Genomic DNA, 21,915 nt, shown 5'->3' with positions numbered 1-21,915 from the left:
TCACGACGCGACCGTGACCGTCCCCGCCGCGCCGTCCACGGTGATCGGCTGCCCGGTGGCGATCCGCTCGGTCGCGCCGGGGACGCTGATCACGGCGGGGATGCCGTACTCGCGGGCCACCGTCGGCCCGTGCGCCATCACCGCGCCGGTCTCGGTGACCAGGCCCGCGGCGGTGAGGAACAGCGGGGTCCAGCCCGGGTCGGTGGTCGCCACGACCAGGATGTCGCCCGGCTCGACGACGGCGGTGGCCGGGTCGCGGACCACCCGGGCGGGGCCGGTCACCCGCCCGCCGGAGGCGCCGATCCCCCGCAGCACACCCCGGACACCGGCATCCGCGGGCCCGGCGGCGGACAGGACCGCCTCGACGTCCGTGCCGTCGGACAGCAGCCCGACCGGCACGGTCCGGCGGCGCGACTCCCGCCGGTACTCCGCCCGGCGCGCGGCCACGGTGTCCCGCCGGTCGGCGCCCTCCCGCACCGCGGCCGCCACCTCGTCGAGGGTGAGGAACATGATGTCGCCCGCCTCGGCCAGCACCCCCGCCTCGGCCAGGTCGGCGCCGAGAAGCATCAGCTCGCGGCGCTGGGCCTGCAGCCGGTAGAGACCGGCGAACTTGCCGGCCTCCCGCAGGCCGGCCAGCGATCGGGCCCGGCGCAACAGGAAGCCGGCTATCCGGCCACGCACCGGCCGGCGCCGACGGGCACGCGCGGTGAGCTCCACGAGCGTGGCCTCGGCCGTCGCGGCGGCCCGGTCGAATCGCCGCCCGGGCGCCTGCTCGGGGTCGGTCAGGCGCAGGTAGTTGGCGATCGCGGCGAGGACCGGCGCCGGATCCTCCGCCCAGCGGGGCACGCCGAGGTCGGCCTCGGCGACGCCGCGATGCCCGTACGCCTCGAGGAACGCCGCCAGCCCGAGGTCCGGCAGGTCGCCGCGCAGATATCGGGCCGCCAGCTCGGCCGGCGGCGTGCCGAGCAGCAGGTCGCGATGCTCGCCGGCCCGATCGGCGAGGTCCCAGAGCGCGAGGTCCATCTCGATGGTGACGTTGTGCGGCATCCCGCCCAGCACGGTGTGGATCTCGCCGGGCCGGGCGACGTCGCCGAGGAGCTGGGCGGGCAGCGCGGCGGCGAGCATCCCGGCGACGATGGGCCAGGTCAGGTCGTCGGCGCGGCCGGCCGGGCCGTCCTCCCGCACGTATCGCAGACGGTCGGCGGCCGTGCGCAGGTCGTCGCGAGGGGCCGACGCCAGCCGGATCCGTTCCACCGCCTCGGTCACCCGCGCGCGGGCCGCCTCCGGACGGGCCAGCGCACGGACAACCCCGCTGACCGCTCGCGCGGCCGTCCGCACCGGCGTGGCTTTCCGGCTTTTCCGGCGGCCTGGATCGTTCGCCCGCGCGACCTTCGGGCGGCCGGGCTCGTTCTCGTCCGCCGTTTCCGGGCGGCCCGGGTCGCTCTCGTGCGCCGCTTCCGGGCGGCCCGGGTCGCTCTCGTGCGCCGCCTCCGGGCGCGAGCGTCCGCCGCGCGGGGCGAAGCGCGGATCGGCCAGCACGTGCTCCATCACCGCCTGCGCCCGCGGCCCGAAGTCCACCGCCATCAACTTGACCAGTCGCTTGCGGGCGATCGGATGCCGGGCCAGGTCGCTCAGGTCGCCGTAGAGCCGGCCACCGATGTCGGTGATCTGCACCCGCAGGCCGACCGAGGCGGCCATCGCCTGCACCGTCTGCTTGAGACTCGACATCCCCATCGGCGTGACCGGCCGCAGCATGCCCTGCACGTGCCCGAACTCGACGTAGATGCGGGGCTGCGGCCCGTCGACCGGCGGCGGCAGCGGGAACAGCGTGGTGATCGGCCGCGACTGCAACAGCCACAGCACGCCGTCGCGGTCGATCGCCCACTCGACGTCCTGCGGCACGCCGAGCCGCCGTTGCAGCCGCTCCCCCACGGCGCGCAGCTCGGCCAGCCGGTCGCGGCTCAGGCAGCCGCGCTCCGGCGGCGAGGAGCCGTCGAGCCGATAGTGATCCACCGGGAAAGCGCCATCCACCACGATGGTCCCCGGCCCGGCCGCCGCGTCGACGACCATCTCGGTGCGCCGGCCGGTCACCGGGTTCGCCGTGAACAACACCCCGGCCACGGCTGCATCGACCATCCGCTGCACCACGACCGCCATCCGCACGGTCGCCGGGTCGATGTCGCGGGCCTTCCGGTACGCCACGGCGCGCTCGGAGTGCAGCGACTCCCAGCATTTCCCGATCGCCGCGACCACCGCCTCGCCGCCGGTCACACCCAGGAAAGTGTCGTGCTGCCCCGCGAAACTCGCGGCCGGCATATCCTCGGCGGTCGCGCTGGACCGCACCGCCACCGGGCCGCCGCCCATCTCCTCGTACGCCGCAAGGATCTCGACCCGCGGCAGCTCACCACCCGCGTACGCGTCGGTGGTGACGCAGAAACCCGGCGGAACCCGCTCACCCAGCCGGATCAGCTCGGCGAGACCGGCCGCCTTGCCGCCCGCGAGGGCGGGCGGCAAGGCCTCGGCCAAGGGAAGCACCACCATGACGCGCTCCTTTGCAATGCAGTTGCATTGCAAAGGAGCCTACGCTCTTCGCAATGCGACTGCAATGCGAAAGCAGGCGTGCGCCAGCACACACAAGTGGAATCCCCGCGCGCCCCCGCGAGACGCAAGAATCGCACCTGGGGGCGGTATGGGTTTGCTCGGTCGTGCGCGGGAGTGCGCCGTGCTGGACCGGCTGGCCGAACAGGTGGCCGGCGGGGACAGCCGCGTCCTGGTGCTGCGCGGCGACGCGGGCGCCGGCAAGACCGCGCTGCTCCGGCACCTGACCGACCACCTGACGGGCTGGCGGATCGCCGCGGCGATCGGCGTCGAGTCCGAGATGGAGCTGGCCTACAGCGGGCTTCAGCAGCTCTGCGCGCCGCTGCTCGGCCTCCTCGGCAAGCTGCCGGGGCCGCAGCGCGACGCGCTCGCCACCGTGTTCGGGCTGGCCGCGGGCCCGCCGCCGGACCGGCTGATGGTCGGCCTGGCCACGCTCACGCTGCTCGCCGAGGCGGCCGAGGAGGCGCCGCTGGCCTGCGTGGTCGACGACGCCCAGTGGCTCGACCGGCAGTCCGCGCAGGTGCTCGCGTTCGTCGCGCGCCGGCTGCTGGCCGACCGGGTGGCGCTGGTCTGCGCGGCGCGCGTCGGCCTGGGCGACGACTTCCTGCCCGGCCTGCCGGAGCTGGCGATCGGCGGGCTCGACGAGGGCGAGGCGCGGCGGCTGCTGCTCGCGGGGGTGCACGGGCCGCTGGACGCGGCGGTGGCCGACCAGATCGTGACCGAGAGCCACGGCAACCCGCTGGCGCTGCTCGAGCTCCCGCGCACGTGGTCGGCGGCGGATCTGGCGGGTGGGTTCGGCTTGCCGGCCGGCCATCAGGTCGCCGGAAGGATAGAACAAAGTTTCGTACGCCGTCTCGCCCGGCTCCCGGCCGACACCAGACTGCTCGTGCTCGCCGCCGCGGCCGAGCCGCTCGGCGATCCGCTCCTGCTGCACCGCGCCGCCGGAACCCTCGGTGTCGAGATCGCCGCCGTCGCCCCGGCCGTCGACGACGGGCTGCTCCAAATGCACGGCCGCGTCGAGTTCGCCCATCCGCTGGTCCGCTCGGCCGCCTATCGCACCGCCCCGGCCGCCGACCGCCACCGGGTGCACCACGCCCTGGCCGCGGCGACCGACGCCGACGCCGACCCCGACCGGCGCGCCTGGCACCGCGCGCACGCCACCGCCGGCCTCGACGAGGAGGTGGCCGCCGAGCTGGAGCGGTCGGCCGGCCGGGCGCAGTCGCGGGGCGGGCTGGCCGCGGCCGCCGCGTTCCTCACCCGGGCCACCGAGCTGACCCCGGCCCGGGCGGAGCGGCTGCGCCGGGCGCTGGACGCCGCGTTCGCCAACGTGCGGGCCGGCGCCTACGACGCCGCGCGGGCCATGCTCGCCGTCGCCCCGGGTGGCCCGCTCGACGAGCGGCAACGCGCCATGATCGACCTGGTCCGGGCGCAGCTGGCGTTCGCCTCCAGCAAGGGCCGGGAGGCGACGCCGCTGCTGCTGGCCGCGGCCCGCCGCCTGCAGCCGGTGGACCTCGGGGCGGCTCGCCAGACCTATCTCGACGCGCTGCTCGCGGCGATGTTCGGCGGCCGCCTCAACGACGGCGCGCTGACCGCCGAGGTGTCCCGGGCGGCCCGCGCCGCGCCCCGCCCGTCGCACGCCGCGCCCACCGCCGACGACCTCCTGCTGGAGGCGTTCGCCGCGCTCGCCGACGACTACGCCACTGCGGTGCCACTGGGCCGGGAGGCGCTGGCCGCGCTGCGCGGCGGCGACGTCCGGCTGCGCTGGCTGTGGCAGGGCGTGGTGCTGGCCCTGGAGCTGTGGGACGACGAGGACTGGTGCGAGCTCGCCGATCGCAACCTGCGGATCGCCCGGGACACCGGCGCGCTCAGCGACCTGCCGATGGCGCTCGGCTCGCAGATCCACGTGTGCGCGTTCCGCGGCGACCTGCGGGCCGCCACCGCCCTCATCGCCGAGGCCCGCTCGGCGCTGGAGGCGACCGGCAATTCGGTCGAGCCGAACGGCTCCCTACTGGTAGCGGCCTGGCGCGCGACCGGCGACGCGGTCGAGCTGATCGAGAACGGCCTGCGGGACGCGCACGCCCGTGGCGAGGGCATCGCCGTCGGGGTCGCCCACTACGCGCACGCCGTCCTGCGCAACGGTCTCGGCCAGTACGACGAAGGGATGGAGGCGGCCCTCCGCGCGACCGAGAACCTCCGCGACCTGGCCGCCCAGAACTGGGGCCTGCCCGAGCTGGTGGAGGCGGCCGTGCGGCAGGGCCGCCCGGACGTGGCCGCCGACGCGCTCGACCGGCTCACCGCCCGCGCCAAGGCCAGCGGCAGCGACTGGGCGCTCGGCATCGAGGCGCGCTCGCGGGCGCTGCTGAGCGAGGGCCAGGACGCCGAGGACCTGTTCCGGGAGGCGATCGAGCGGCTCCGGCGGACCCGGTTGCGGGCCGAGGACGCCCGCGCCCATCTGCTGTACGGCGAGTGGCTGCGCCGCGCGGGCCGGCGGGTGGACGCGCGCGCCGAGCTGGCCCGGGCGCTCGAGATGCTGCAGGCGATGGGCGCGGACGGCTTCGCCGAGCGGGCCCGCCGGGAGCTGGCCGCCACCGGGGCGAACGTGCGCAAGCGCAATGCTGAGGCCACCAACGACCTCACCGCGCAGGAGGCGCAGATCGCCCGGCTCGCCCGCGAGGGGCTCTCCAACCAGGAGATCGGCGCCCAGCTGTTCATCAGCCCGCGTACCGTCGAATGGCACCTGCGCAAGATCTTCGGCAAGCTCGGCATCAGCTCGCGGCGCCAGCTACGCGGCGCCTTCCTCAAGTGAGCCCGGTGTCGGCGGCCCGATCACGACATCGGGCCCACCTTCCGGTCGTACCCGTGGAAGAGCGACCGGTCGCCGGCCTCCCACGCCTCGCGCAGCCCCGGTTTCGCCAGGTCCCAGTCGGGCCGGATCTCCCGGGTCGCCGCCCGCAGATCCAGCCACAGATCGTCGACCGAAGGCCGGCCCCAGAACCAGTACCCGTTGTAGATCGTGTGCACGACCAGCCCGGGCTTGAGCACCAGGGTGTGCGGGATCATCGGATCGTTGTCCGGGTCGGTGTACTCCTGGATGTCCAGGTCCCGCTGCACGATCCGGCCCGGGTCGGACAGGAACGGCCACTGCGCCCCGACCGAGGCGCGGAACTCCTGGATGGTGTGGTGGTCGTCGGTGGCGATGGTGACGATCTGGGTGTACGCCACGGCGATCTTGGGATGGAAGGCGGCCAGCGCCAGGTGCTGCTGGTGCTCCTTCGGGCAGAAGTGGCCGCGGGCCAGGGTGAGGATCATCGGGTCGCGGCCCTGCAGGTCGCTGAGCCGGCGCGGCTCGCCGGTGTGGTCGGGCAGCTCGTAGTCGGGAAAGATCCCGCCGGGAACGATGTCGGATCGCATGAGATCCACTGTCGCGCCCCGGGCCCGGGCATCGAACCAGGGTTCAACCCTGGGGCGAAGCCGGGCCCGTGCATGGGAGCGTCGTCTCGCAGGCAACCACAGCGCAGAAGAAGGTGCTCTGAGAGATGGACTACAAACTCGAAGTCATCGTCATCCCCGTCGCCGACGTCGACCGGGCCAAGGAGTTCTACACGGGCCTCGGCTGGCGGCTGGACGCCGACTTCGCGACCGACGAGAAGTTTCGCGTCATTCAGCTGACCCCGCCCGGCTCACCGGCCTCGGTGATCTTCGGCAGCGGCCTCAGCAACGCCTCGCCGGGCAGTTCGCAGGGCCTGCACCTGGTGGTGGAGGACGTGGTGGCGGCCCGCGCGGAGCTGGCCGGCCAGGGGGTCGACGTCAGCGAGGTGTTCCACGACGCGGGCGGCGTCTTCCACCACGCCGGCGCCGACGGCCGGGTCGCCGGCCCCGACCCGGAGCGCCGAAGCTATTCGTCGTTCGCCTCGTTCAGCGACCCGGACGGCAACGGCTGGATCCTGCAGGAGATCACCACGCGACTCCCGGGACGCTGAGCATGCCCGACTACGACGTGATCGTGCTGGGCGCCGGAGCGCCCGGCGAGCACTGCGTCGGTGAGCTCGTCGACGGCGGCCTGCGGGTCGCCGTCGTCGAGCAGCGTCTGGTCGGCGGCGAGTGCTCGTACTACGCCTGCATCCCGTCCAAGACCCTGCTGCGGCCGGGCGAGGCGGTGCACGAGGCCCGCGAGGCGGCGGCCACCGCCGAGGTCGACGTCGCGGCCACGCTGGCCTGGCGTGACTTCATGGTGTCCGACCACACCGACGCGGGCGCCGTGCGCTGGCTGACCGCCAACAACGTCGACCTGATCCGCGGGCACGGCCGGCTCGCCGGTCCGGGTGCGGTCGAGGTGGACGGCGTCCGCTACACGGCCGAGCACGTGGTGCTGTCGACCGGCTCCGACCCGGCGATCCCGCCGGTGCCGGGCCTGGCCGAGCTCGAGGGCGTCTGGACCAACCGGGAGGCCACCTCGATGACCGAGGTGCCGCGGCGGCTGCTGGTGCTCGGCGGCGGTCCGGTCGGGGTCGAGCTGGCCCAGGCGGTACGGCGCCTGGGCGGCGAGGTCGTGGTCGTGCAGCACGGCCCGCGGCTGCTCGATCGCGAGCCGGCGGCGCTGGGCGAGGCGCTGGCCGAGGTGCTGCGGCGAGACGGCATCGAGATCGTTCTCGGCGTACGGGCGACCGCCGCGCGCCGGGCCGGCGACGACTACGTGCTCGTCCTCGACGACGGCCGCGAGCTGCGGGGCGACCGCCTCCTGGCCGCGACCGGCCGCAAGATCCGCATCGACGACCTGGGCCTGGAGACGGTCGGGATCCAGGGCGGGCCCCACGGCATCCCGCACGACGCGCGGCTGCGCGCCGCCGAGAACCTCTGGGTGGTCGGCGACGCCACCGGGAAGTTCCTGCTCACCCACGTGGGCAAATACCAGGGCGAGGTGGTCGCGTCGAACATCCTCGGCGAGGTGCGCGAGGCGAACTACGAGGCCGTGCCCCGGGTGGTCTACACCGACCCGCAGGCCGCGGCGGTGGGCGCGACCGAGGCGCGGTTCCGCGGCACGGCCCGGCTCAACGAGATCGCCAAGACCGAGACCTACACCCGGGAGTACGCCCGGTCGAACGGCTTCCTCACGCTGCTCAGCGACGGCGAGCGGCTCGTCGGGGCGTACGCGTTCGGGCCGGAGGCCGGTGAATGGCTGCAGCAGGCCACCGTCGCGATCCGGGCGCACGTGCCGGTCGACGTGCTCCGCGACACCATCCAGCCGTTCCCCACGTTCGCCGAGATCTTTGTCGGAGCCCTCAAGGCGCTGCGAGCGGACATCAAATGACCACGACGCCGTTGCGCAGCCGGGTCGGCGAGGCGCTGATCGCCGCGACCGTCCTGGCGTCGATGGTCGGCTTTCTCGACGCGAACGTGGTCAACGTCGCGGTGCCGGCGATCGGCCGCGACCTCGGCGCTGGGGTGGCCGGCCTGCAGTGGGTGCTGACCGGATATCTGCTGACCGTGGCGGCGCTGCTGCTGCTGTCCGGGGCGCTGGCCGACCACTTCGGCCGCCGGCGGATCCTGATCATCGGCCTGCTGGCGATGCTCGGCTCGTCGGTGCTCTGCGCGGTGGCGCCGACGATCGGGGTGCTCATCGCGGCCCGGGTGCTGCAGGGCGCGGGCGCCGCCATGGTGGTGCCGACCAGCCTGGCCCTGCTCAACGGCACGCTGCGGGTCGACGACCGGGCCCGCGGCATCGGGCTGTGGGCCGGGCTGGCCACGATCGGCACCACGGTCGGCCCGTACGCCGGCGGCTGGCTGGTCGACCACGCCGGCTGGCGCTGGATCTTCCTGCTGAACGTGCCGCTGATCCTGCTGGCCCTGCTGGCGCTGCGCTGGGTGCCGGAGACGTCCGACGAGCCCCGGCCGCTCTCGCTCGACGCGGCCGGCGCGATCCTGGCGGTCCTCGGCATCGGCGGCGTGATCTTCGCGCTCACCCGCGGCGCGTCCTCGGGCTGGGCCGACACGCTGGTGCTGGCCGCCGGGATCGTGGGGGTGGCCGCGCTGGTCGCGCTCACCCCGGTCGAGCGGCGGGTGCGAGCGCCGATGCTGCGGCTGTCGCTGTTCAAGTCCCGCCAGTTCGACGCGATCAACGCGACCACCGTGCTGTTCTACGGCGCGCTCGCGGCCGGCGGATATCTGCTGGTCCTGCAATGCCAACTGGTGCTCGGCTACTCGGCCGCCCAGGCCGGCGCGGTGGCGATCCCCAACTCGGTGCTCTTCCTGGCGCTGTCGCCGCTGGCCGGCGCCCTGGTGCCGCGGATCGGGCCGCGCTGGCTGATGGTCGCCGGGATCCTGCTGGTCGGCGCCGGTTTCGCGTGGCTCTCCGCCGCCCGGGCCGGAGACTCGTACGCCGCCGCCCTCCTTCCCGGGATCCTGTTGCAGGGCCTCGGCCTCGGCCTGGCGGTGACCCCGCTGACCGCCGCCGTGCTGGCCGCGGTGGACGACGCCGACCTGGGCGAGGCCTCGGCCGTCAACGACGCCGCCTCCCGGGTCGGCGCGGTCCTCGCCGTCGCGGCCGTCCCGCTGCTGGTCGGCGCCGGGAGCGGGGACCTCGGGAACGCCCTCGTCGACGGTTTCCGCCCGGCCATGCTGGTGCTCGCGGTGGTCTGCGCGCTCTCCGCCCTGGTCACCGCGGTGTTCGTGAGCGACCGCCGGGCCGTCGCCGCGGCGCCCCCGATTCCCGCGCCCGCGCCGCACCACGGCTGCGCGCTTCCCACCACCACCTCCCTGGGAGTGAGGCAATGAGCAAACTCGACGGACAGACCGTGGTCGTGCTCGGCGGCAGCGCCGGGATGGGCCTGGAGACCGCCCGGCTGGCCCGCGCCGAGGGCGCCGAGGTGGTGATCACCGGACGCGACGCCGATCGGCTCAAGGAGGCCGCGGCGGACGTGGACGCGCTGCGCACCGCGGCGTTCGACGCTACCGACCCCGTACCGATGCAAAGCTTTTTCGAAAGTTTTCCCGGGCCGATCGATCACGTCTTCGTGACGGCGGGCGGGCCCTACTACGGCCTGCTCAAGGATCTCGACCTCGAGGAGGCGCGCGAGCACATCGGCATGGAGCTGACCTTTCCGCTCTACATCGCGCGGGCGGCGATCGGAAAGGTGCGCGGGTCGCTGACCTTCATCGGCGGCACCGGCGCCCGGCAGGTGGCGCCCGGGCTGATCGTCACGTCGGCGATGACGAACGCGCAGCCGTCGCTGATCGCCGGGCTGGCGCTGGAGATCGCGCCGATCCGGGTCAACCTGATCGCGGCGGGGTTCGTGGACACGCCGCTGTCGGCCCGGCTGCTCGGCGACGACCTGGAGCAACGGCGGCAGCAACTTCGCGACAAGTTGCCGATCGGGCGGGTGGTCGGTCCGGCCGACGTCGCGGCGCTGGCCGTGCATCTGATGACCAATACCGCGCTGACCGGCGCCACCTACGACATCGACGGCGGCCAGCAGTTCGTGCCGAAGGGCTGAGCTCGCCCGTGGCGGTCACGCGGCGGCGAGGGCCAGGGAGGCGATCGCCAGCGCGAAGAAGGCTCCGGGGAACGCGATGTTGTAGAAGACGCGGGCCCGGACGTGGGTGACGAGAGCGCCGGCGAAGAACAGGACCAGCCCGGCGGCGGCCGCGACCCCGAGGGGCCGCACTCCCAGGATCCCGAGGAGCAGCCCGGCCGCGCCGGCCGCCTTGAGCAGCCCGAGCGGCGTCAGCCAGGAGCGCGGCACGCCCACCTCGTCCATGTTCGCGAGGACGAACTTGGCGTGCCGGAGGTCGGCGGCCGCGGCCCCGGCGTTGGCCACGATCGTGACGGTAGTGACGATCACGTAGGCGACGAACACTGTCCTCTCCCTTCCCCGTTGCTCTTTCGAGCCTGGTCGGGACGCCGGTTCCCCGTCCAATACATGGATCCATAACCTGATGGCATGGATGTCGACACGCGGTTGTTGCGCTACTTCGCCGCCGTTGCCGAGGAAGGCAACCTCACCCGCGCGGCGGAACGGCTGTTCGTGTCGCAGCCCGCGCTGACCAAGCAGATCAAGCAACTGGAGAGCCGGCTGGCCTTGCGGCTTTTCACCCGCTCCCGGTCCGGGATGACACTCACCCCGGCCGGCCAGGCCCTCGCCGCCCGGGTGCCGGCGATCCTGGCGGGGCTCGACCTCGCGCTGCGGGACGCCAAGAGCGCCGCCAGCCGCGCGGCTCAGGTGCTGCGGGTGGGCTACCTGGCCGGAGCCGCCAACGAGGCGACCCAGCAGATCATCTCCGGCTTCACCGGCCGCCGCCCCGGCTGGCGGGTGGAGATGCGTGCCGCGGCCTGGACCGACCCGACCGCCGGGCTGAATGACGGCGACGCGGATGTCGCCCTGTTGCGGCTGCCCTTCCCCGACCAGGAGCGCCTGCGCGTCCGGGTGCTGTTCGCCGAGCCCCGCTGGGTGGCCCTGCCGGTCGCCCACCCGCTGGCCGGCCGCGACCACATCCGCCTGCGAGACCTGTGGGACGAGCCGTTCGTCGCGGCCCCCGCCGAGACCGGCTGGTGGCGCGACTGGTGGCTGGCCACCGACGAACGGGAAGGACACCCGGTCCACATCGGCGCGGTCACCGAGAGCGGCCGGCCGGACGACTGGCTGACGGCGATCGCCAGCGGCTACGGCGTAGCCTTCGCCCCGGAGTCAGCGACCCGCTATTACGCCCGCCCCGACATCGTTTACCGGCCCGTCACCGGCGTCAGCCCCAGCCGGGTAGGCGTCGCCTGGCCACCGGCCGCCGACAACGACCCGGTGGTTCAGGATTTCGTCCGCTGCTGCCTGGCCAACAGGCCAGAACAACCGCCGGCCGCATCCTGAGCGCATCCTGACCCAGCGTGCGAGCCATGCGGGCAATCGCGCCGGCCGGTCGGCGCTCGCACTGATCGCGTTCGGCCTCGTGAGCCGTCGCACAGGGATCCGCCGCCGTTTCCCGTCACAACAGGCGACAGCGGCTCTCTTGATCGCCTGCGGAAAATCATTGTCGGGGGCGCTCGCCACTCTTGAGCGGCTTTCCACCAGGGCGCACGGCGTCGTCTCCGCCATGGCCGACCCTTTCCCGAAACCAGTTGCGGCGCGTTCTCGCCGGGGGCACGCCGGACCGGCGCCGCCGCGGCAACCGCCTCTTCGAGCGCCGACCCGGATTCATCGGCTCGGCCACTGGCCGCGGTGCTGTGCTCAGGCCGGCATCCCGCCGCGCCCACCATCGCGCCCCGTTCCGCGACGGCGGTCGCCGGCTCGACCTGCTCTGGCTCGACCCGCTCCGGCTCGACCCGCTCCGGCTCAACCTGCTCCGGCACGGTCTGCTCCGGCATGCTGGGCGTCGACTCTGACCGTACTTCCGGCCGGCTGTGTGCCTGCTCGGACGTTCCGCACGCGGACGCCGCTGAGCCTCCGTCGTGCCACCCGGCCATCAATTCCTCGTCGCTCGGCATGTGGCCGTAAATCGAGCGCAGCTTCCGCGCGTGGCGTTGCGTCATTCCCCAAACGCGATGCCGCTGATGTTCCCGGCGAAATTCCTCGGCCTCCGCGGAATAGTTGCGACGCTTCGTCGTGTCGCGCATCGTCGCCAATTGCGCCGTGGTGAACAACTGCAGCTGCCGCATAAACCATTTTCCCGCGGACCGACCCGGCCCGGCCACTTTTCGATCATCCCAGCGGGCGATTATTTTCACGGAATCCGAAGACACCGGGGCATCCAACTAATTGATGAACAAACAGACAGAAGCATGCCCTGTCATGCCGCAGACAAAGCTCGGCTCCGGAACGCTGTCAGTACATCGCTTCGTCGTGGTTCAGTGGGAAAGTCGGCCCTGGCTGGTCGGGCTGCCACCCCGAAGCTACGGATCGACGACAGCCGCCTCGGCCTACGCCCGCTCGCGCCGATGCGGGGATGCCATGCCAGACGTGTGCCGTGTGCCGATGTTGACGACCCGGCACCGAGCTCCGTGACGTCCGTTTCTGACGCGGGTGTGGCGTGGTGTGTCAGATGCCGCGTCGTCGCATTGATTGGTACAGCAGCCACAGCCCGACCGCGATCGGTGTCAGAACGGCCGCGAACAGGACCCCGGCGAATACGGCGTAGCCGTGCGGGTCGGAGGTCCATCCGATGGCGCTGAGCGCCGCCACGCCGACGAGCAGGACGATCACGGCGGCGGTGCCGGCGAACGCGGCGAGCACGAGGCGGCGGAGCGCCGCCATCAGTTCGGGTCGGGGGTGCAGATAGTCAGGAACGACTTCCCGTTTTCCCGTTGGACGTCCGAAGGATCCATCCAGCCGCGCCGGCCGAACAGATAGCTTCCGGACGGGTGGTCGGCCGACTCGCGCAGGATCTGGGGAATGTCGGCCCGGGCGCCGTTGGCCTGGGGGCCGTCGACGGCGAGGTTGACCGCGGCGGCCTTGGTCCAGTCGTAGTCCGCGGGCAGCGGCTGCTGGACCTGCAGTGGCCCGCCGGTGTCCGGGGTGGATCCCGGGGTGGTGCTGAGCAGGTCCATGCGCTCCAGCGTCACCCCGGGCTGCGGGGCGGTCCACACCTGCTTCGTACTCTGCGCGGTGCCGGTGTCGAAGATCAAGGTCAGGCGGATGACGCCGGAGCACGGGGTGCCCGTCCACAGCTTCAGCACGCCGTCGTCCACGCGGAACCCCGCCGCCACCGGCAGCGACGGCTCGAACTGCGACTTGGTGTCGCAGGCTGCGATCGCCGTCGCCACCAGCACGGCGGCGCAGGCGATACGCAGCCGCCTAGTGATATCCGCCATCGGACAGGCCCGCGTCTTCCTCGGTCTGGTTGCCGCCGGTGATCTTCTCCCACGCGTACGAGGCAAGGAATTTTGTATAGCCCTCGCGTGCCCACTGCTGGGAGTGGCGCTCCTCGTGGTGCAGGAGCCGGTCGGTGTCGAGAGATCCCTGGTACGGGCCGTCATCGCCCTCGTACCACGCGTGTCCCGAGGTGACCACGTCCCGCAGTTGTTGCGCCGGATCCTGCGGGTCGTCGATGTTCAGCATGAACGTGTCGCCCCACGTCGTGCCGCCCTGCTGACTGAACTGGTCCTGGACGAGATTGCCGCCCAGGCCCATCATCATGCCGTTCGGGGTGGTCACCAAGCGCCCGCCGTTGCCGTGCACGAACCCGACATCTTCGTCGTAGCTCCAGGAGTTGTCCCGCTGCCGGTCGATGATCCGCTGCAGTTCCTCGGATCCGTACGGCGTCGGTGCGAAGTCGGTCGTCTCCCCTTCGGTGCCGTAGTCGGTGCCCGCGTTCAAGATGTAGGTCATCCGCACCGCCTTGGCGGCGTCGTCCCCGCTGATGCCGGTCGGCATCAGGAAGTACGACTTGAAGATCCCGTCGCCGTCCTCGTCCTCGCGGATCTCCTCCATGCCGTCGAGGACCGCGAAGTCCTCGGGCGTGATGTGATGGTCGGCGACCATCTTCTTGATCGTGTCGATCGGCACGCCCCGGCGCACGGCGTTCTCCAGCCATTGCCGGTAGTGGCCGGCGACGGGTGGTCCGGTCAGCAACCCGGCGTCGCGCAGCGCCTGCTCCATGTCGACCACCTGGGCGTCGAGGTCCCCGCCCTTGCCGGCATCCGCCAGCGTGGTCGCGTCGTGGTCGCTGATCTTGCGGTCCAGCGCGAGCTGCATCACCCGGGCGAGCGTGGCGTCGATGTTGCGCGCCGTGGTGAGGATCGCGGTGGTTTCCCGTACGAGTTGTTGCCTGATGCCTTCCCGGTACCGCTGGGCCTCGGCCCGGTCCTCGGCCTCGAACCGCGACCTCGGCGGCGGATCGGCCGGCTTGTCGTCCACGATGGAGCCGTCGGCGGCGATCCGGAACTGGTACGTGCCGGCCAGGGAATCGTTGTTGGCGACCCGGCTCCGCAAGGCGTCGACGTCGTCCGCCGCGTTCTGCAAGGCGCGCTCGACCGCGGCCAGCTCCGCGACCAGCACCTCGGCGTTGTTGCGCGTCGTTCCCAGCGAGCTGCGGGCGCTCTCCCCGGCCGGGCCGTGCCAGTCGGGCAACCTCCGGGCATCGTCCAGCTCGTCCTGCAGCCCGATGAGCTGGTCCTGCCGCCGGCGCAACCCGGTCGCCGCGGTGTCGACCGCCTTACCGTCCCATTTGCGGACGTCGTCGTAGCCGACAGTCATTTCCCGAACGCCGCCTTCGCGGCGTCGTCACTTTCCGCGTACGCCTTCGCGGCCGTGCTCACCGATCGGCTCCAGCGGTCGATCTCGCCGGCCCACGTCGTCGCCCGCTCATCGAACGCCGACGCCAGCGCGGGCGCGCCGGCCGCCGCGGACCCGCCCGGCAATGCGGTCGCGATCGCCTCCAAGCCGGCGCCCGGGTGCACGGTCCGAGCCTGATCCGCGGCCGACCCCGCTGCCTCGGCCGCGCCCCGCAGCTGACCGATCTGAACCTCGAAGCCGCTCACCGTACGTGACCACCATCCCCGGAGTCGGTCATCGACCGACACCATACCGGAAGCCCACCAACCTCAGCGCACCGTGCAAGGTGTCCCGTTGAGGGTGAAGGAGCTCGGGGCGGGGTTGGCCGAGCCACGGGTCGCGTTGAAGCCGAAGGTGGCCGAGGCCCCGGGCGGGAGACTGGCGTTCCAGCTTTCGCCGGTGGCGGTCACCGCGGCGCCGGACTGGGTGATCCGGGCCGACCAGCCTTGGATGACGGATTGTCCGGCGGTGAAGGTCCACTGCAGCGACCAGGGGTTCAGGGTGGTGGTGCCGGTGTTGGTGACGGTGACGTTGGCGGAGAAGCCGGTTCCCCAGTCGTTCGTCGTCCAGGCGACCTGGCAGCCGGCCGACCCGCTGGGCGGCGGCGTCGTGGGGGTCGGGGTGATGGAGGGGCTGGGCGTGGGATCGGGTCCGGGTCCGTCGGCATAGGTCAGGCCGAAGCCGTACGGGTAAAGCGCCGCCTTGCCGTCACCGTCGTTGATCGGCTGCTGGCCGGCCGATTGCATCCACGTCACCGGCAGCTTGCCGGTGGGCGCGTAGTCGCCGAAGAGGACGTCCGCGACGCCGGCTCCCTCGGTGCCGGGCAGCCAGGCCGCCAGCAGGGCGCTCCAGTTGGGCACCTCGGCGGCGATGTCGAGGGGGCGCCCGGAGACCAGGACGACGATCACCGGGACGCCGGCCGCGCGGAGCCGGTTGATGGTGGCCAGGTCGGTGCTGTCCAGGCTCATCGAACCGGGCCGGTCGCCCTGGCCTTCGGCGTACGGCGTCTCGCCGACCACCGCGATCGCGGCGCGATAGCTGCCGTCGATGCCGTTCCCATCGCGCTGGTAGGTGACGGTCGTGCCACCGCCCACGGCGTTGCGGATGCCTTGCAGGATGGTCGTGCCCGGCACGGTGTTGCCGCTGGCGCCCTGCCAGCTGAGCGTCCAGCCGCCGCTCTGGTTGCCGATGTCGTCGGCGCTCTTGCCCGCCACGAAAATTTTCCCGCCCGTTTTGGCCAGCGGCAGCACGTCGTTGTTCTTCAGCAGAACCTGCGACTCGCGGACGGCCTGGCGCGCCAGCGTGCGGTGGGCGGCACTGCCGACGGTTGCGGCGTAACTGCGATCCGCGTACGGGTGCTCGAAGAGCCCCAGCTCGAACTTCTTGGTCAGGATGCGGCGGTTGGCGTCGTCGATGCGGCTCATCGGTATCTGGCCGGCCTGCACCGCCGCGCGCAGGTAGCCGATGAAGGTCTTCCAGTCGTTCGGCACCATGATCATGTCAAGTCCGGCGTTGATCGCCTGGACCACCTCGGCCTGGGTGAAGCCGCTCCGCCCGTCGAGCTGGTCGATCCCCGCCCAGTCGGAGACGACCAGGCCGGTGAACCCGAGCTCGCCCTTGAGCAGGTCGGTGATCAGGTACTTGTTGCCGTGCGACTTGACGCCGTTCCAGCTGCTGTACGAGATCATGACGGAGCCGACGCCGCGGTCCACGGCCGCCTGGAACGGCGGCAGGTGGATGGCCCGCAGCTCGCTCTCGCTGATCTGCGTATTGCCCTGGTCGGTGCCGTTGGTGGTGCCGCCGTCGCCGAGGTAATGCTTCGCGGTGGCCAGCACCGAGGCCGGGCCGCCGAGCGTGCTGCCCTGGAACCCGGTGACGATCGTGGTCATCGCGCTGGCGATCTCGGGTTTCTCACCGAACGACTCGTAGGTGCGGCCCCACCGGTCGTTGCGGGCGACGCACAGGCAGGGCGCGAAGGTCCAGTCCAGCCCCGCGCCGGTGACCTCCTCGGCGGTGGCCCGGCCGATCTGTTGCGCCAGCTCCGGATCGCGGGCGGCGCCCAGGCCGATGTTGTGCGGAAAGATCGTCGACCCGTACACGTTGTTGTCGCCGTGCACGGCGTCGATCCCGTAGATCATCGGTATCTGCAGCGGCGTGGCCATCGCGCCGCGCTGGAAGGCGTCGTACATGTCCGCCCAGCCCGCCGCGTTGTTCTGCGCGGGCGCCGAGCCGCCACCGGACAGCAGCGACCCGAGGCGGTAGGTGGTCACGTCGGCGGCCGTCGCCGAAGCCCGTTCCGCCTGGGTCATCTGACCGACCTTCTCGTCCAGGCTCATCCGGGCGAGCAGGTCGGTCACCCGGTCGGCAACCGGCCGTGCCGGGTCCTGATAGGGCAGTCCCGCGGCCGCCGCGGGCGTCGTCGTGGTCAGGGCGGCGCCTGCGGCCCCGATGCCGGCGATGAGGGCAGCCGCGACGCCGTACGCGGCGAGTGGTCGAATATGCATGCGACAGTCCTGCTCTGCCCGGGGGGCGGCGCCTCGGCGGTGGGGAACCAAGCGAATAGCTCATCGTTACATGGGAGCGCTCCCACAGCAAGTGACGACCTTCGATCAATCGCGGGCCGCCTGCCACGTCATGGCACCGCCGGCCACGGCCATCAGGCCGGCGCCGATCGGCTGGGTGACCGGGCTGGCGCCGGTGGTGGCCATCCCGAGCGCGGCGCCGAGCAAGTAGAAGATCACCGCTCCGGCGGCCCAGACGATGCCGGTCTATCAGGAGAACGCCCCGCGTACCCGCAATGACCTCACCCCGCAGGAGGTCGTCGCGGTCGCCCGCCACCTGATGTTCGCCGAGCCGGCGGTCGGCCCCCATCGGCCGGCTCGTCCGGGAGCTCGTGGCGGCCCTGCGCCGCACCGAGGCGCTCGCCGTCGAGATGGCCGACGACGCCGGGGTACTGGAAGGGTTGAGCTGCGAGGCCGCCGAGCACATCGGAGACCGCCTGATCGTACGTCTCTGACGAACGTCGCGAGAGCCGCGGCGGGACGCCCCATAAATGGCCGGCCCTCTCCTGAAGCGTTTTTCGGCGGAAAGCTCCGGATCGGCGTCACCGCGACAATCGCCTTTTCGAGTGTCGGCTCGGATTCGGTGGCCGGACCACCGGTCCCCCTATCGTGCCCGGGCTGGTCTTGTGCCGCGCCCACCGGCGCTATGTGTTCCGCGACGACGGTCTCCGGCTCGATCTGCTCCGGCATGCTCGGCGTCCGCTCCGGCGGCACCGTCGGACGGCTGTCCGCCTGCTCAGATGTTCCGGTCGCGGAGGCCGCCGTGCCACGGTCGGTCCACCCGGCTGCCAACTCCTCGTCGCTCGGAATGTGGCCATAAATGGAGCGCAGTTTCCGCGCGTGGCGTTGTGTCATGCCCCAAACGCGATGCCGCTGATGCTCCCGGCGGAATTTCTCGGCCTCATCGGAATAGTTGCGACGCTTCGTCGTGTCGCGCATCGTCGCCAATTGCGCCGTGGTGAACAATTGCAGCTGCCGCATGAACCATTTTCCCGCCGACCGACCCGGCCCGGCCACTGTTCGATCATGCCGGCCCGCATTTGGTTTCACGGCATCCGAAAGCGCCGGGTATCCCGCTGATCGGCGCACAAACGGGCGGCGGCATCCAGCGGCTCGGCACCTCTGATGCGGCCGGCCGCCGGGCTTGTCCCTCACGTGGCGTCATGCCACATAGTCGGTGGCGTGGAGGAGCACCTGACCGTGGGACGTGTGGCCGAGCTGGCCGGCGTGACCGTCCGCACGCTGCATCACTACGACGAGATCGGCCTGTTGCGGCCGTCGGCCCGGACCGTCGCGGGATATCGGGCCTACTCCGCCGGCGACGTGGAGCGGCTGCGGGAAGTGCTTGCCTACCGGCGGCTCGGCTTCGGGCTGCGGGAGATCGCGGATCTGGTGGACGACCCGGCCACCAACACGGTCGCGCATCTGCGCCGGCTCCGGGGTCTGCTGCTGGAACAGCGCGACCGTGCCGCCGCCATGGTGACGGCCATCGACGGGGAGCTACAGGCCCGAGCAAAGGGAATGCGAACCAGCCCGGAGGAGCAACTGAAGATGTTCGGCGCACAGCTGTACGACGCCATCGGATCGGCCTACCCGGCCACCCGGCGGACCGAGCCCCGGATCGCCGCGCGCATCTGGGACGCGCTCGGGGACGCCCGGACAGTATTGAACGTCGGCGCGGGAACCGGCTCCTACGAACCACCGGACCGTGACGTCACGGCGGTGGAGCCGTCGGCGGTGATGCGGGCCCTACGTCCCGCGGAGGCCGCACCGTGCGTCGCGGCCGCGGCCGCGAATCTGCCGTTCGGCGACCGGTCGTTCGACGCCGCCATGGCGGTCAGCACCGTCCATCACTGGCCGGACCCGGTCGCCGGGCTGCGGGAGATGAAGCGGGTGGCCCGCCGCGTGGTCGTGCTGACCTACGACGCCGGCAACACCGGCCGGCACGACCGGTTCTGGCTCACCCGCGACTACCTGCCGGAGTTCGCCGAGCTTCTGGTCGGGTGGCCGTCCCTGGCCGACCTCACCCGGGCGATCGCGGGCCGCGCGGAGCCGGTGCTCATTCCGTGGGACTGCGCGGACGGCTTCTTCGAGGCGTATTGGCGCCGGCCCGAGGCGTATCTGGATGAACATGTCCGCCGGGCGGTATCGGTGTGGACCAGGGTCGGACCGCAAGCCGAGCAGCGGGCAGTCGACCGGCTCCGCGACGACCTGTCCGCCGGCCGATGGGCCGAGCGCAACCGTGACCTCGTCGCCCTCGACGCGGCAGAACTGGGCCTTCGCCTGCTCATCGCTTGACAGGAGACCAGGCAGGATACTGGCCGTGGACCGCCGGGCGTCCATTGTGTCCGGAGGGCGGGGATGTCGTGTTGGCGATCGTGGCACGGAAAGTGGCGAGGCTAGGGTCTGATCTTCGAGTCGTCCGGGGAGAAGCGCCATGTCGTTCAGTTTCTTCGTGCTCATCGTGACGCCGCCGATTGCCGGGGTGCTGGTGGGCTATCTGTGCGGCGGGCGCCTGTCCGGGTTCCGGAGCGTGCGGATTCGTGCGCTCTGGCTGGTCTGGGTCGCGGCGGCCGTGCAGTTCGCGCAGTATTTCGCGCCCGGTGTGCGGCACGTCGTCCAGGACGTGGCCGGCATTCCGATGCTCGCGCTGGTCTTCGCGATCGTTTTCGGCTGGCTGGCCGTCAACCTGCGCCACTGGCCGGCCGCGATCCGCGTGGCCGGCGCCGCGATCGTCCTCGGCGCGGCCATGAACGCCCTGGTCATCGGGCTGAACGGCCGGATGCCGTACGACCCGGCGGCGGCCGATGCGGTCGGCAGCGCACCCGGTCTCGAGGGCCCGAAGAACGCGCCGGCCGCGGCCGGCACCCGGTTGGCGCCGCTCGGCGACGTCATTCCGGTGCCGCTGGTCGACAAGATTGCGAGTCCCGGCGACGTCCTGATCGGCGGCGGCACGGTCGCACTGGTCGTGCTGGCGATGCGCCGAGGCCGCCGCGACCACGCGACACCCGCGCCGGCCGCGGCACCCGTCACCGTCTGACAAAGCCCGTCTGACAAAGCCCGTCTAAAGCCCGTCTGACAAAGAGAAGAAGAAGGAGAAAGCCCATGAACGTCAAGCTCACCTGGCAGCGCCTGGTCACGGCCACCAGCGCGGTGGCCGGCCTGGCCCTGCTGCTCTACACCGTCGGCGCCCCGCACCTCAGCGCCGGCTGACTCTTCGATCGACAAGGAGAACCGCGATGACCCGTACGTTGTCCTGGCAGCGCCTGGTGTGGGCGGCCGTCACGATCGCCGGCCTGGCCCTGTTGCTCTACACCGTCGGCGCACCGCACCTCAGCACGGGCTGACCCGCGACTCGCGCGAGGCGCGCTACGCCGGCGAGCGGGCGAAGCGCGCCACCGCGCGCTGCCGCAACGCGAACGCCTCCTTGGCCGCGTCCCGCAGGCCGGCCACCAGCGGCGAGCGGGAGCGGCGCGCCCACGGCACCGGCACCTCGGTCGTGCCGTACTTCTGCTTGTAGGCGTTCCCGCCCACGAAGTCGAACTCGGTCACGCCGCGATCCCGCGCCCACCGCAGGGCGTGCCAGATCAGCGCCTCGTTGGGGCGCAGGTGCTGATCGGGGCGGTAGGACGCCCCGCCCCAGAAGTACATCGTGCGGTGATACCACGGCAGGACGGCCGTGGCGATGCAGCGGCCGTCCGGGTCGCGGGCCCGCAGCAGCAGGATGTCGCCGGACGGGGCGAGATGGCGGATCAACTGGCGGACCCGGTCGATCGAATAGGTGGGCACGAGATTTTGTTTGGCGAAAACGTCGCGCAACTGGGCGTAGAAATCGTCGGCGAATGACGGATCGTCGTGGGCCTCCTCGATGGTCACGCCGCTGCGGGCCGCCTTGCGGATGTTGCGGCGGCAGGCCGGCGCCATCGCGCCGAACAATTGATCTTCGCGCGGGGAAAGATCGATCACGGCGGTCGGGGCGGACGCCCAGCGCATGCCGAGGCCGTGGAGATCCGGCTCGCGGGCGAAGCGGTCGCGGACCTCGAGGTGGGCGCACCCCATCTCGCCGAAGGCGAAGGGCGCGAGCGCGGCGAGGGCATCCCGGCGCGAGACCGCGGGCCGCAGGTTGAAGCCCAGGTACGACGTGGTCCAGCCGGCCATCGGGCTGCCCAGGATGCGCAGGCCGAAGCGCCTGGTGACCAGGCCGGTGAAGTGACCCACCGGGGTCGCGCCGTCGTGGACGGTGGCGAGGACCGGCTCGGCATGCTGGGCCTCGGCGACGAAGCGCAGCCACTGCGGCGTGTGGAAGAGCAGGCGATCCGGGTATGCCTCGCGGTCGCGCCACAGGTCGGCGGACGGCTCGGCCGGTCGCAACTCCAGCATCGGATCTCCCGGGGAAATGAATGGCGCCTCCGCTGGAGGATGCGCCGCCCGCGAGCCATTCCGCAAGGACCGTTCGGGCGCGATTAATTGAAGATGAGTTTCCCTCGCATTCCATATGACAA

Annotated in this window: 20 protein-coding genes; 10 read left to right on the top strand and 10 right to left on the bottom strand. The window is 72.1% G+C overall.

Annotation, left to right across the window (positions count from 1 at the left end):
• Nucleotides 1–2,541: a PEP/pyruvate-binding domain-containing protein gene (locus ACFQS1_RS17665; RefSeq protein WP_378969359.1), complete on the bottom strand. Its 2,541-nt coding sequence runs from the start codon at nucleotides 2,539–2,541 to the stop codon at nucleotides 1–3.
• A 64-nt stretch (nucleotides 2,542–2,605) separates the two neighbouring features.
• On the opposite strand from ACFQS1_RS17665, the gene ACFQS1_RS17660 reads away from it, so the two are divergent.
• Nucleotides 2,606–5,404, top strand: a complete 2,799-nt coding sequence (locus tag ACFQS1_RS17660) for a helix-turn-helix transcriptional regulator (protein WP_417629328.1) — start codon at nucleotides 2,606–2,608, stop codon at nucleotides 5,402–5,404.
• Between the two features lie 20 nt (nucleotides 5,405–5,424).
• Here the strand turns inward: ACFQS1_RS17660 and ACFQS1_RS17655 are convergent, their stop codons facing one another.
• Entirely contained in the window at nucleotides 5,425–6,009 is a 585-nt protein-coding gene (locus ACFQS1_RS17655) for a redoxin domain-containing protein (RefSeq protein WP_378969354.1), read from the bottom strand.
• 125 nt (nucleotides 6,010–6,134) lie between these two features.
• Between ACFQS1_RS17655 and ACFQS1_RS17650 the strand changes: the two genes are divergently transcribed.
• Genes ACFQS1_RS17650 through ACFQS1_RS17635 form a run of 4 tightly spaced genes read left to right on the top strand, consistent with a single transcriptional unit; the run spans nucleotide 6,135 to nucleotide 10,088 of the window.
• A complete protein-coding gene (locus ACFQS1_RS17650) occupies nucleotides 6,135–6,578 on the top strand; it encodes a VOC family protein (protein ID WP_378969353.1) in 444 nt (147 codons plus the stop codon).
• A gap of 2 nt (nucleotides 6,579–6,580) precedes the next feature.
• Nucleotides 6,581–7,906, top strand: a complete 1,326-nt coding sequence (locus tag ACFQS1_RS17645) for a dihydrolipoyl dehydrogenase family protein (protein WP_378969351.1) — start codon at nucleotides 6,581–6,583, stop codon at nucleotides 7,904–7,906.
• Complete coding sequence (locus ACFQS1_RS17640; protein WP_378969349.1) at nucleotides 7,903–9,369, top strand: DHA2 family efflux MFS transporter permease subunit; 1,467 nt, start codon at nucleotides 7,903–7,905, stop codon at nucleotides 9,367–9,369. Before ACFQS1_RS17645 ends, ACFQS1_RS17640 begins: the two co-directional genes overlap by 4 nt.
• A complete protein-coding gene (locus tag ACFQS1_RS17635; RefSeq protein WP_378969348.1) occupies nucleotides 9,366–10,088 on the top strand; it encodes an SDR family oxidoreductase in 723 nt (240 codons plus the stop codon). The genes ACFQS1_RS17640 and ACFQS1_RS17635 overlap by 4 nt, the downstream gene beginning before the upstream one ends.
• A 15-nt stretch (nucleotides 10,089–10,103) precedes the next feature.
• On the opposite strand, the gene ACFQS1_RS17630 is transcribed toward ACFQS1_RS17635, so the two are convergent.
• Nucleotides 10,104–10,451 (bottom strand): DoxX family protein, encoded by a 348-nt coding sequence (locus tag ACFQS1_RS17630; protein WP_378969347.1) that lies wholly within the window; start codon nucleotides 10,449–10,451, stop codon nucleotides 10,104–10,106.
• A gap of 84 nt (nucleotides 10,452–10,535) precedes the next feature.
• Between ACFQS1_RS17630 and ACFQS1_RS17625 the strand changes: the two genes are divergently transcribed.
• Nucleotides 10,536–11,453: a LysR family transcriptional regulator gene (locus ACFQS1_RS17625; protein WP_378969344.1), complete on the top strand. Its 918-nt coding sequence runs from the start codon at nucleotides 10,536–10,538 to the stop codon at nucleotides 11,451–11,453.
• 353 nt (nucleotides 11,454–11,806) lie between these two features.
• Nucleotides 11,807–11,965: a hypothetical protein gene (locus ACFQS1_RS17620; protein ID WP_378969342.1), complete on the top strand. Its 159-nt coding sequence runs from the start codon at nucleotides 11,807–11,809 to the stop codon at nucleotides 11,963–11,965.
• A 652-nt stretch (nucleotides 11,966–12,617) separates the two neighbouring features.
• Here the strand turns inward: ACFQS1_RS17620 and ACFQS1_RS17615 are convergent.
• From ACFQS1_RS17615 to ACFQS1_RS17590, 6 genes are all read right to left on the bottom strand, one after another.
• On the bottom strand, nucleotides 12,618–12,833 hold the full coding sequence (locus tag ACFQS1_RS17615) for a hypothetical protein (protein ID WP_378969340.1): 216 nt from the start codon (nucleotides 12,831–12,833) through the stop codon (nucleotides 12,618–12,620).
• The gene (locus ACFQS1_RS17610; RefSeq protein WP_378969338.1) at nucleotides 12,833–13,390 is read right to left on the bottom strand and encodes a hypothetical protein; all 558 of its coding nucleotides are present in this window, start codon (nucleotides 13,388–13,390) and stop codon (nucleotides 12,833–12,835) included. The genes ACFQS1_RS17615 and ACFQS1_RS17610 overlap by 1 nt, the downstream gene beginning before the upstream one ends.
• The gene (locus tag ACFQS1_RS17605; protein ID WP_378969336.1) at nucleotides 13,374–14,774 is read right to left on the bottom strand and encodes a hypothetical protein; all 1,401 of its coding nucleotides are present in this window, start codon (nucleotides 14,772–14,774) and stop codon (nucleotides 13,374–13,376) included. The genes ACFQS1_RS17610 and ACFQS1_RS17605 overlap by 17 nt, the downstream gene beginning before the upstream one ends.
• Nucleotides 14,771–15,058, bottom strand: a complete 288-nt coding sequence (locus ACFQS1_RS17600) for a hypothetical protein (RefSeq protein ID WP_378969334.1) — start codon at nucleotides 15,056–15,058, stop codon at nucleotides 14,771–14,773. The genes ACFQS1_RS17605 and ACFQS1_RS17600 overlap by 4 nt, the downstream gene beginning before the upstream one ends.
• A gap of 63 nt (nucleotides 15,059–15,121) precedes the next feature.
• Complete coding sequence (locus ACFQS1_RS17595; protein ID WP_378969333.1) at nucleotides 15,122–17,356, bottom strand: glycoside hydrolase family 3 N-terminal domain-containing protein; 2,235 nt, start codon at nucleotides 17,354–17,356, stop codon at nucleotides 15,122–15,124.
• A gap of 105 nt (nucleotides 17,357–17,461) precedes the next feature.
• Nucleotides 17,462–17,593: a hypothetical protein gene (locus ACFQS1_RS17590; protein ID WP_378969331.1), complete on the bottom strand. Its 132-nt coding sequence runs from the start codon at nucleotides 17,591–17,593 to the stop codon at nucleotides 17,462–17,464.
• Between the two features lie 152 nt (nucleotides 17,594–17,745).
• On the opposite strand from ACFQS1_RS17590, the gene ACFQS1_RS17585 reads away from it, so the two are divergent.
• From ACFQS1_RS17585 to ACFQS1_RS17575, 3 genes are all read left to right on the top strand, one after another.
• On the top strand, nucleotides 17,746–17,868 hold the full coding sequence (locus ACFQS1_RS17585; RefSeq protein WP_378969330.1) for a hypothetical protein: 123 nt from the start codon (nucleotides 17,746–17,748) through the stop codon (nucleotides 17,866–17,868).
• 727 nt (nucleotides 17,869–18,595) lie between these two features.
• Nucleotides 18,596–19,711 (top strand): MerR family transcriptional regulator, encoded by a 1,116-nt coding sequence (locus ACFQS1_RS17580; protein ID WP_378969329.1) that lies wholly within the window; start codon nucleotides 18,596–18,598, stop codon nucleotides 19,709–19,711.
• 139 nt (nucleotides 19,712–19,850) lie between these two features.
• Nucleotides 19,851–20,453, top strand: a complete 603-nt coding sequence (locus ACFQS1_RS17575; RefSeq protein ID WP_378969327.1) for a DUF5317 family protein — start codon at nucleotides 19,851–19,853, stop codon at nucleotides 20,451–20,453.
• 329 nt (nucleotides 20,454–20,782) lie between these two features.
• Here ACFQS1_RS17575 and ACFQS1_RS17570 read toward each other — a convergent pair whose 3' ends face one another.
• The gene (locus tag ACFQS1_RS17570) at nucleotides 20,783–21,793 is read right to left on the bottom strand and encodes a GNAT family N-acetyltransferase (RefSeq protein WP_378969325.1); all 1,011 of its coding nucleotides are present in this window, start codon (nucleotides 21,791–21,793) and stop codon (nucleotides 20,783–20,785) included.
• Between the last annotated feature and the right edge of the window lie 122 nt (nucleotides 21,794–21,915).

Origin of the sequence: Paractinoplanes rhizophilus (assembly GCF_042664765.1) — a bacterium.
Lineage (GTDB): Bacteria > Actinomycetota > Actinomycetes > Mycobacteriales > Micromonosporaceae > Actinoplanes > Actinoplanes rhizophilus.
This window is presented reverse-complemented; position numbering and strand designations above follow the sequence as displayed.

Excerpts from the sequence above, each read along its gene's own strand:
- ACFQS1_RS17635 (WP_378969348.1), top strand. The coding sequence starts at position 9,366 with ATGAGCAAACTCGACGGACAGACCGTGGTCGTGCTCGGCGGCAGCGCC.
- ACFQS1_RS17640 (WP_378969349.1), top strand. The coding sequence starts at position 7,903 with ATGACCACGACGCCGTTGCGCAGCCGGGTCGGCGAGGCGCTGATCGCC.
- ACFQS1_RS17570 (WP_378969325.1), bottom strand. The coding sequence starts at position 21,793 with ATGCTGGAGTTGCGACCGGCCGAGCCGTCCGCCGACCTGTGGCGCGAC.
- ACFQS1_RS17660 (WP_417629328.1), top strand. The coding sequence starts at position 2,606 with ATGCGAAAGCAGGCGTGCGCCAGCACACACAAGTGGAATCCCCGCGCG.
- ACFQS1_RS17605 (WP_378969336.1), bottom strand. The coding sequence starts at position 14,774 with ATGACTGTCGGCTACGACGACGTCCGCAAATGGGACGGTAAGGCGGTC.
- ACFQS1_RS17655 (WP_378969354.1), bottom strand. The coding sequence starts at position 6,009 with ATGCGATCCGACATCGTTCCCGGCGGGATCTTTCCCGACTACGAGCTG.
- ACFQS1_RS17650 (WP_378969353.1), top strand. The coding sequence starts at position 6,135 with ATGGACTACAAACTCGAAGTCATCGTCATCCCCGTCGCCGACGTCGAC.
- ACFQS1_RS17610 (WP_378969338.1), bottom strand. The coding sequence starts at position 13,390 with ATGGCGGATATCACTAGGCGGCTGCGTATCGCCTGCGCCGCCGTGCTG.
- ACFQS1_RS17575 (WP_378969327.1), top strand. The coding sequence starts at position 19,851 with ATGTCGTTCAGTTTCTTCGTGCTCATCGTGACGCCGCCGATTGCCGGG.
- ACFQS1_RS17665 (WP_378969359.1), bottom strand. The coding sequence starts at position 2,541 with ATGGTGGTGCTTCCCTTGGCCGAGGCCTTGCCGCCCGCCCTCGCGGGC.
- ACFQS1_RS17625 (WP_378969344.1), top strand. The coding sequence starts at position 10,536 with ATGGATGTCGACACGCGGTTGTTGCGCTACTTCGCCGCCGTTGCCGAG.
- ACFQS1_RS17645 (WP_378969351.1), top strand. The coding sequence starts at position 6,581 with ATGCCCGACTACGACGTGATCGTGCTGGGCGCCGGAGCGCCCGGCGAG.
- ACFQS1_RS17615 (WP_378969340.1), bottom strand. The coding sequence starts at position 12,833 with ATGGCGGCGCTCCGCCGCCTCGTGCTCGCCGCGTTCGCCGGCACCGCC.
- ACFQS1_RS17595 (WP_378969333.1), bottom strand. The coding sequence starts at position 17,356 with ATGCATATTCGACCACTCGCCGCGTACGGCGTCGCGGCTGCCCTCATC.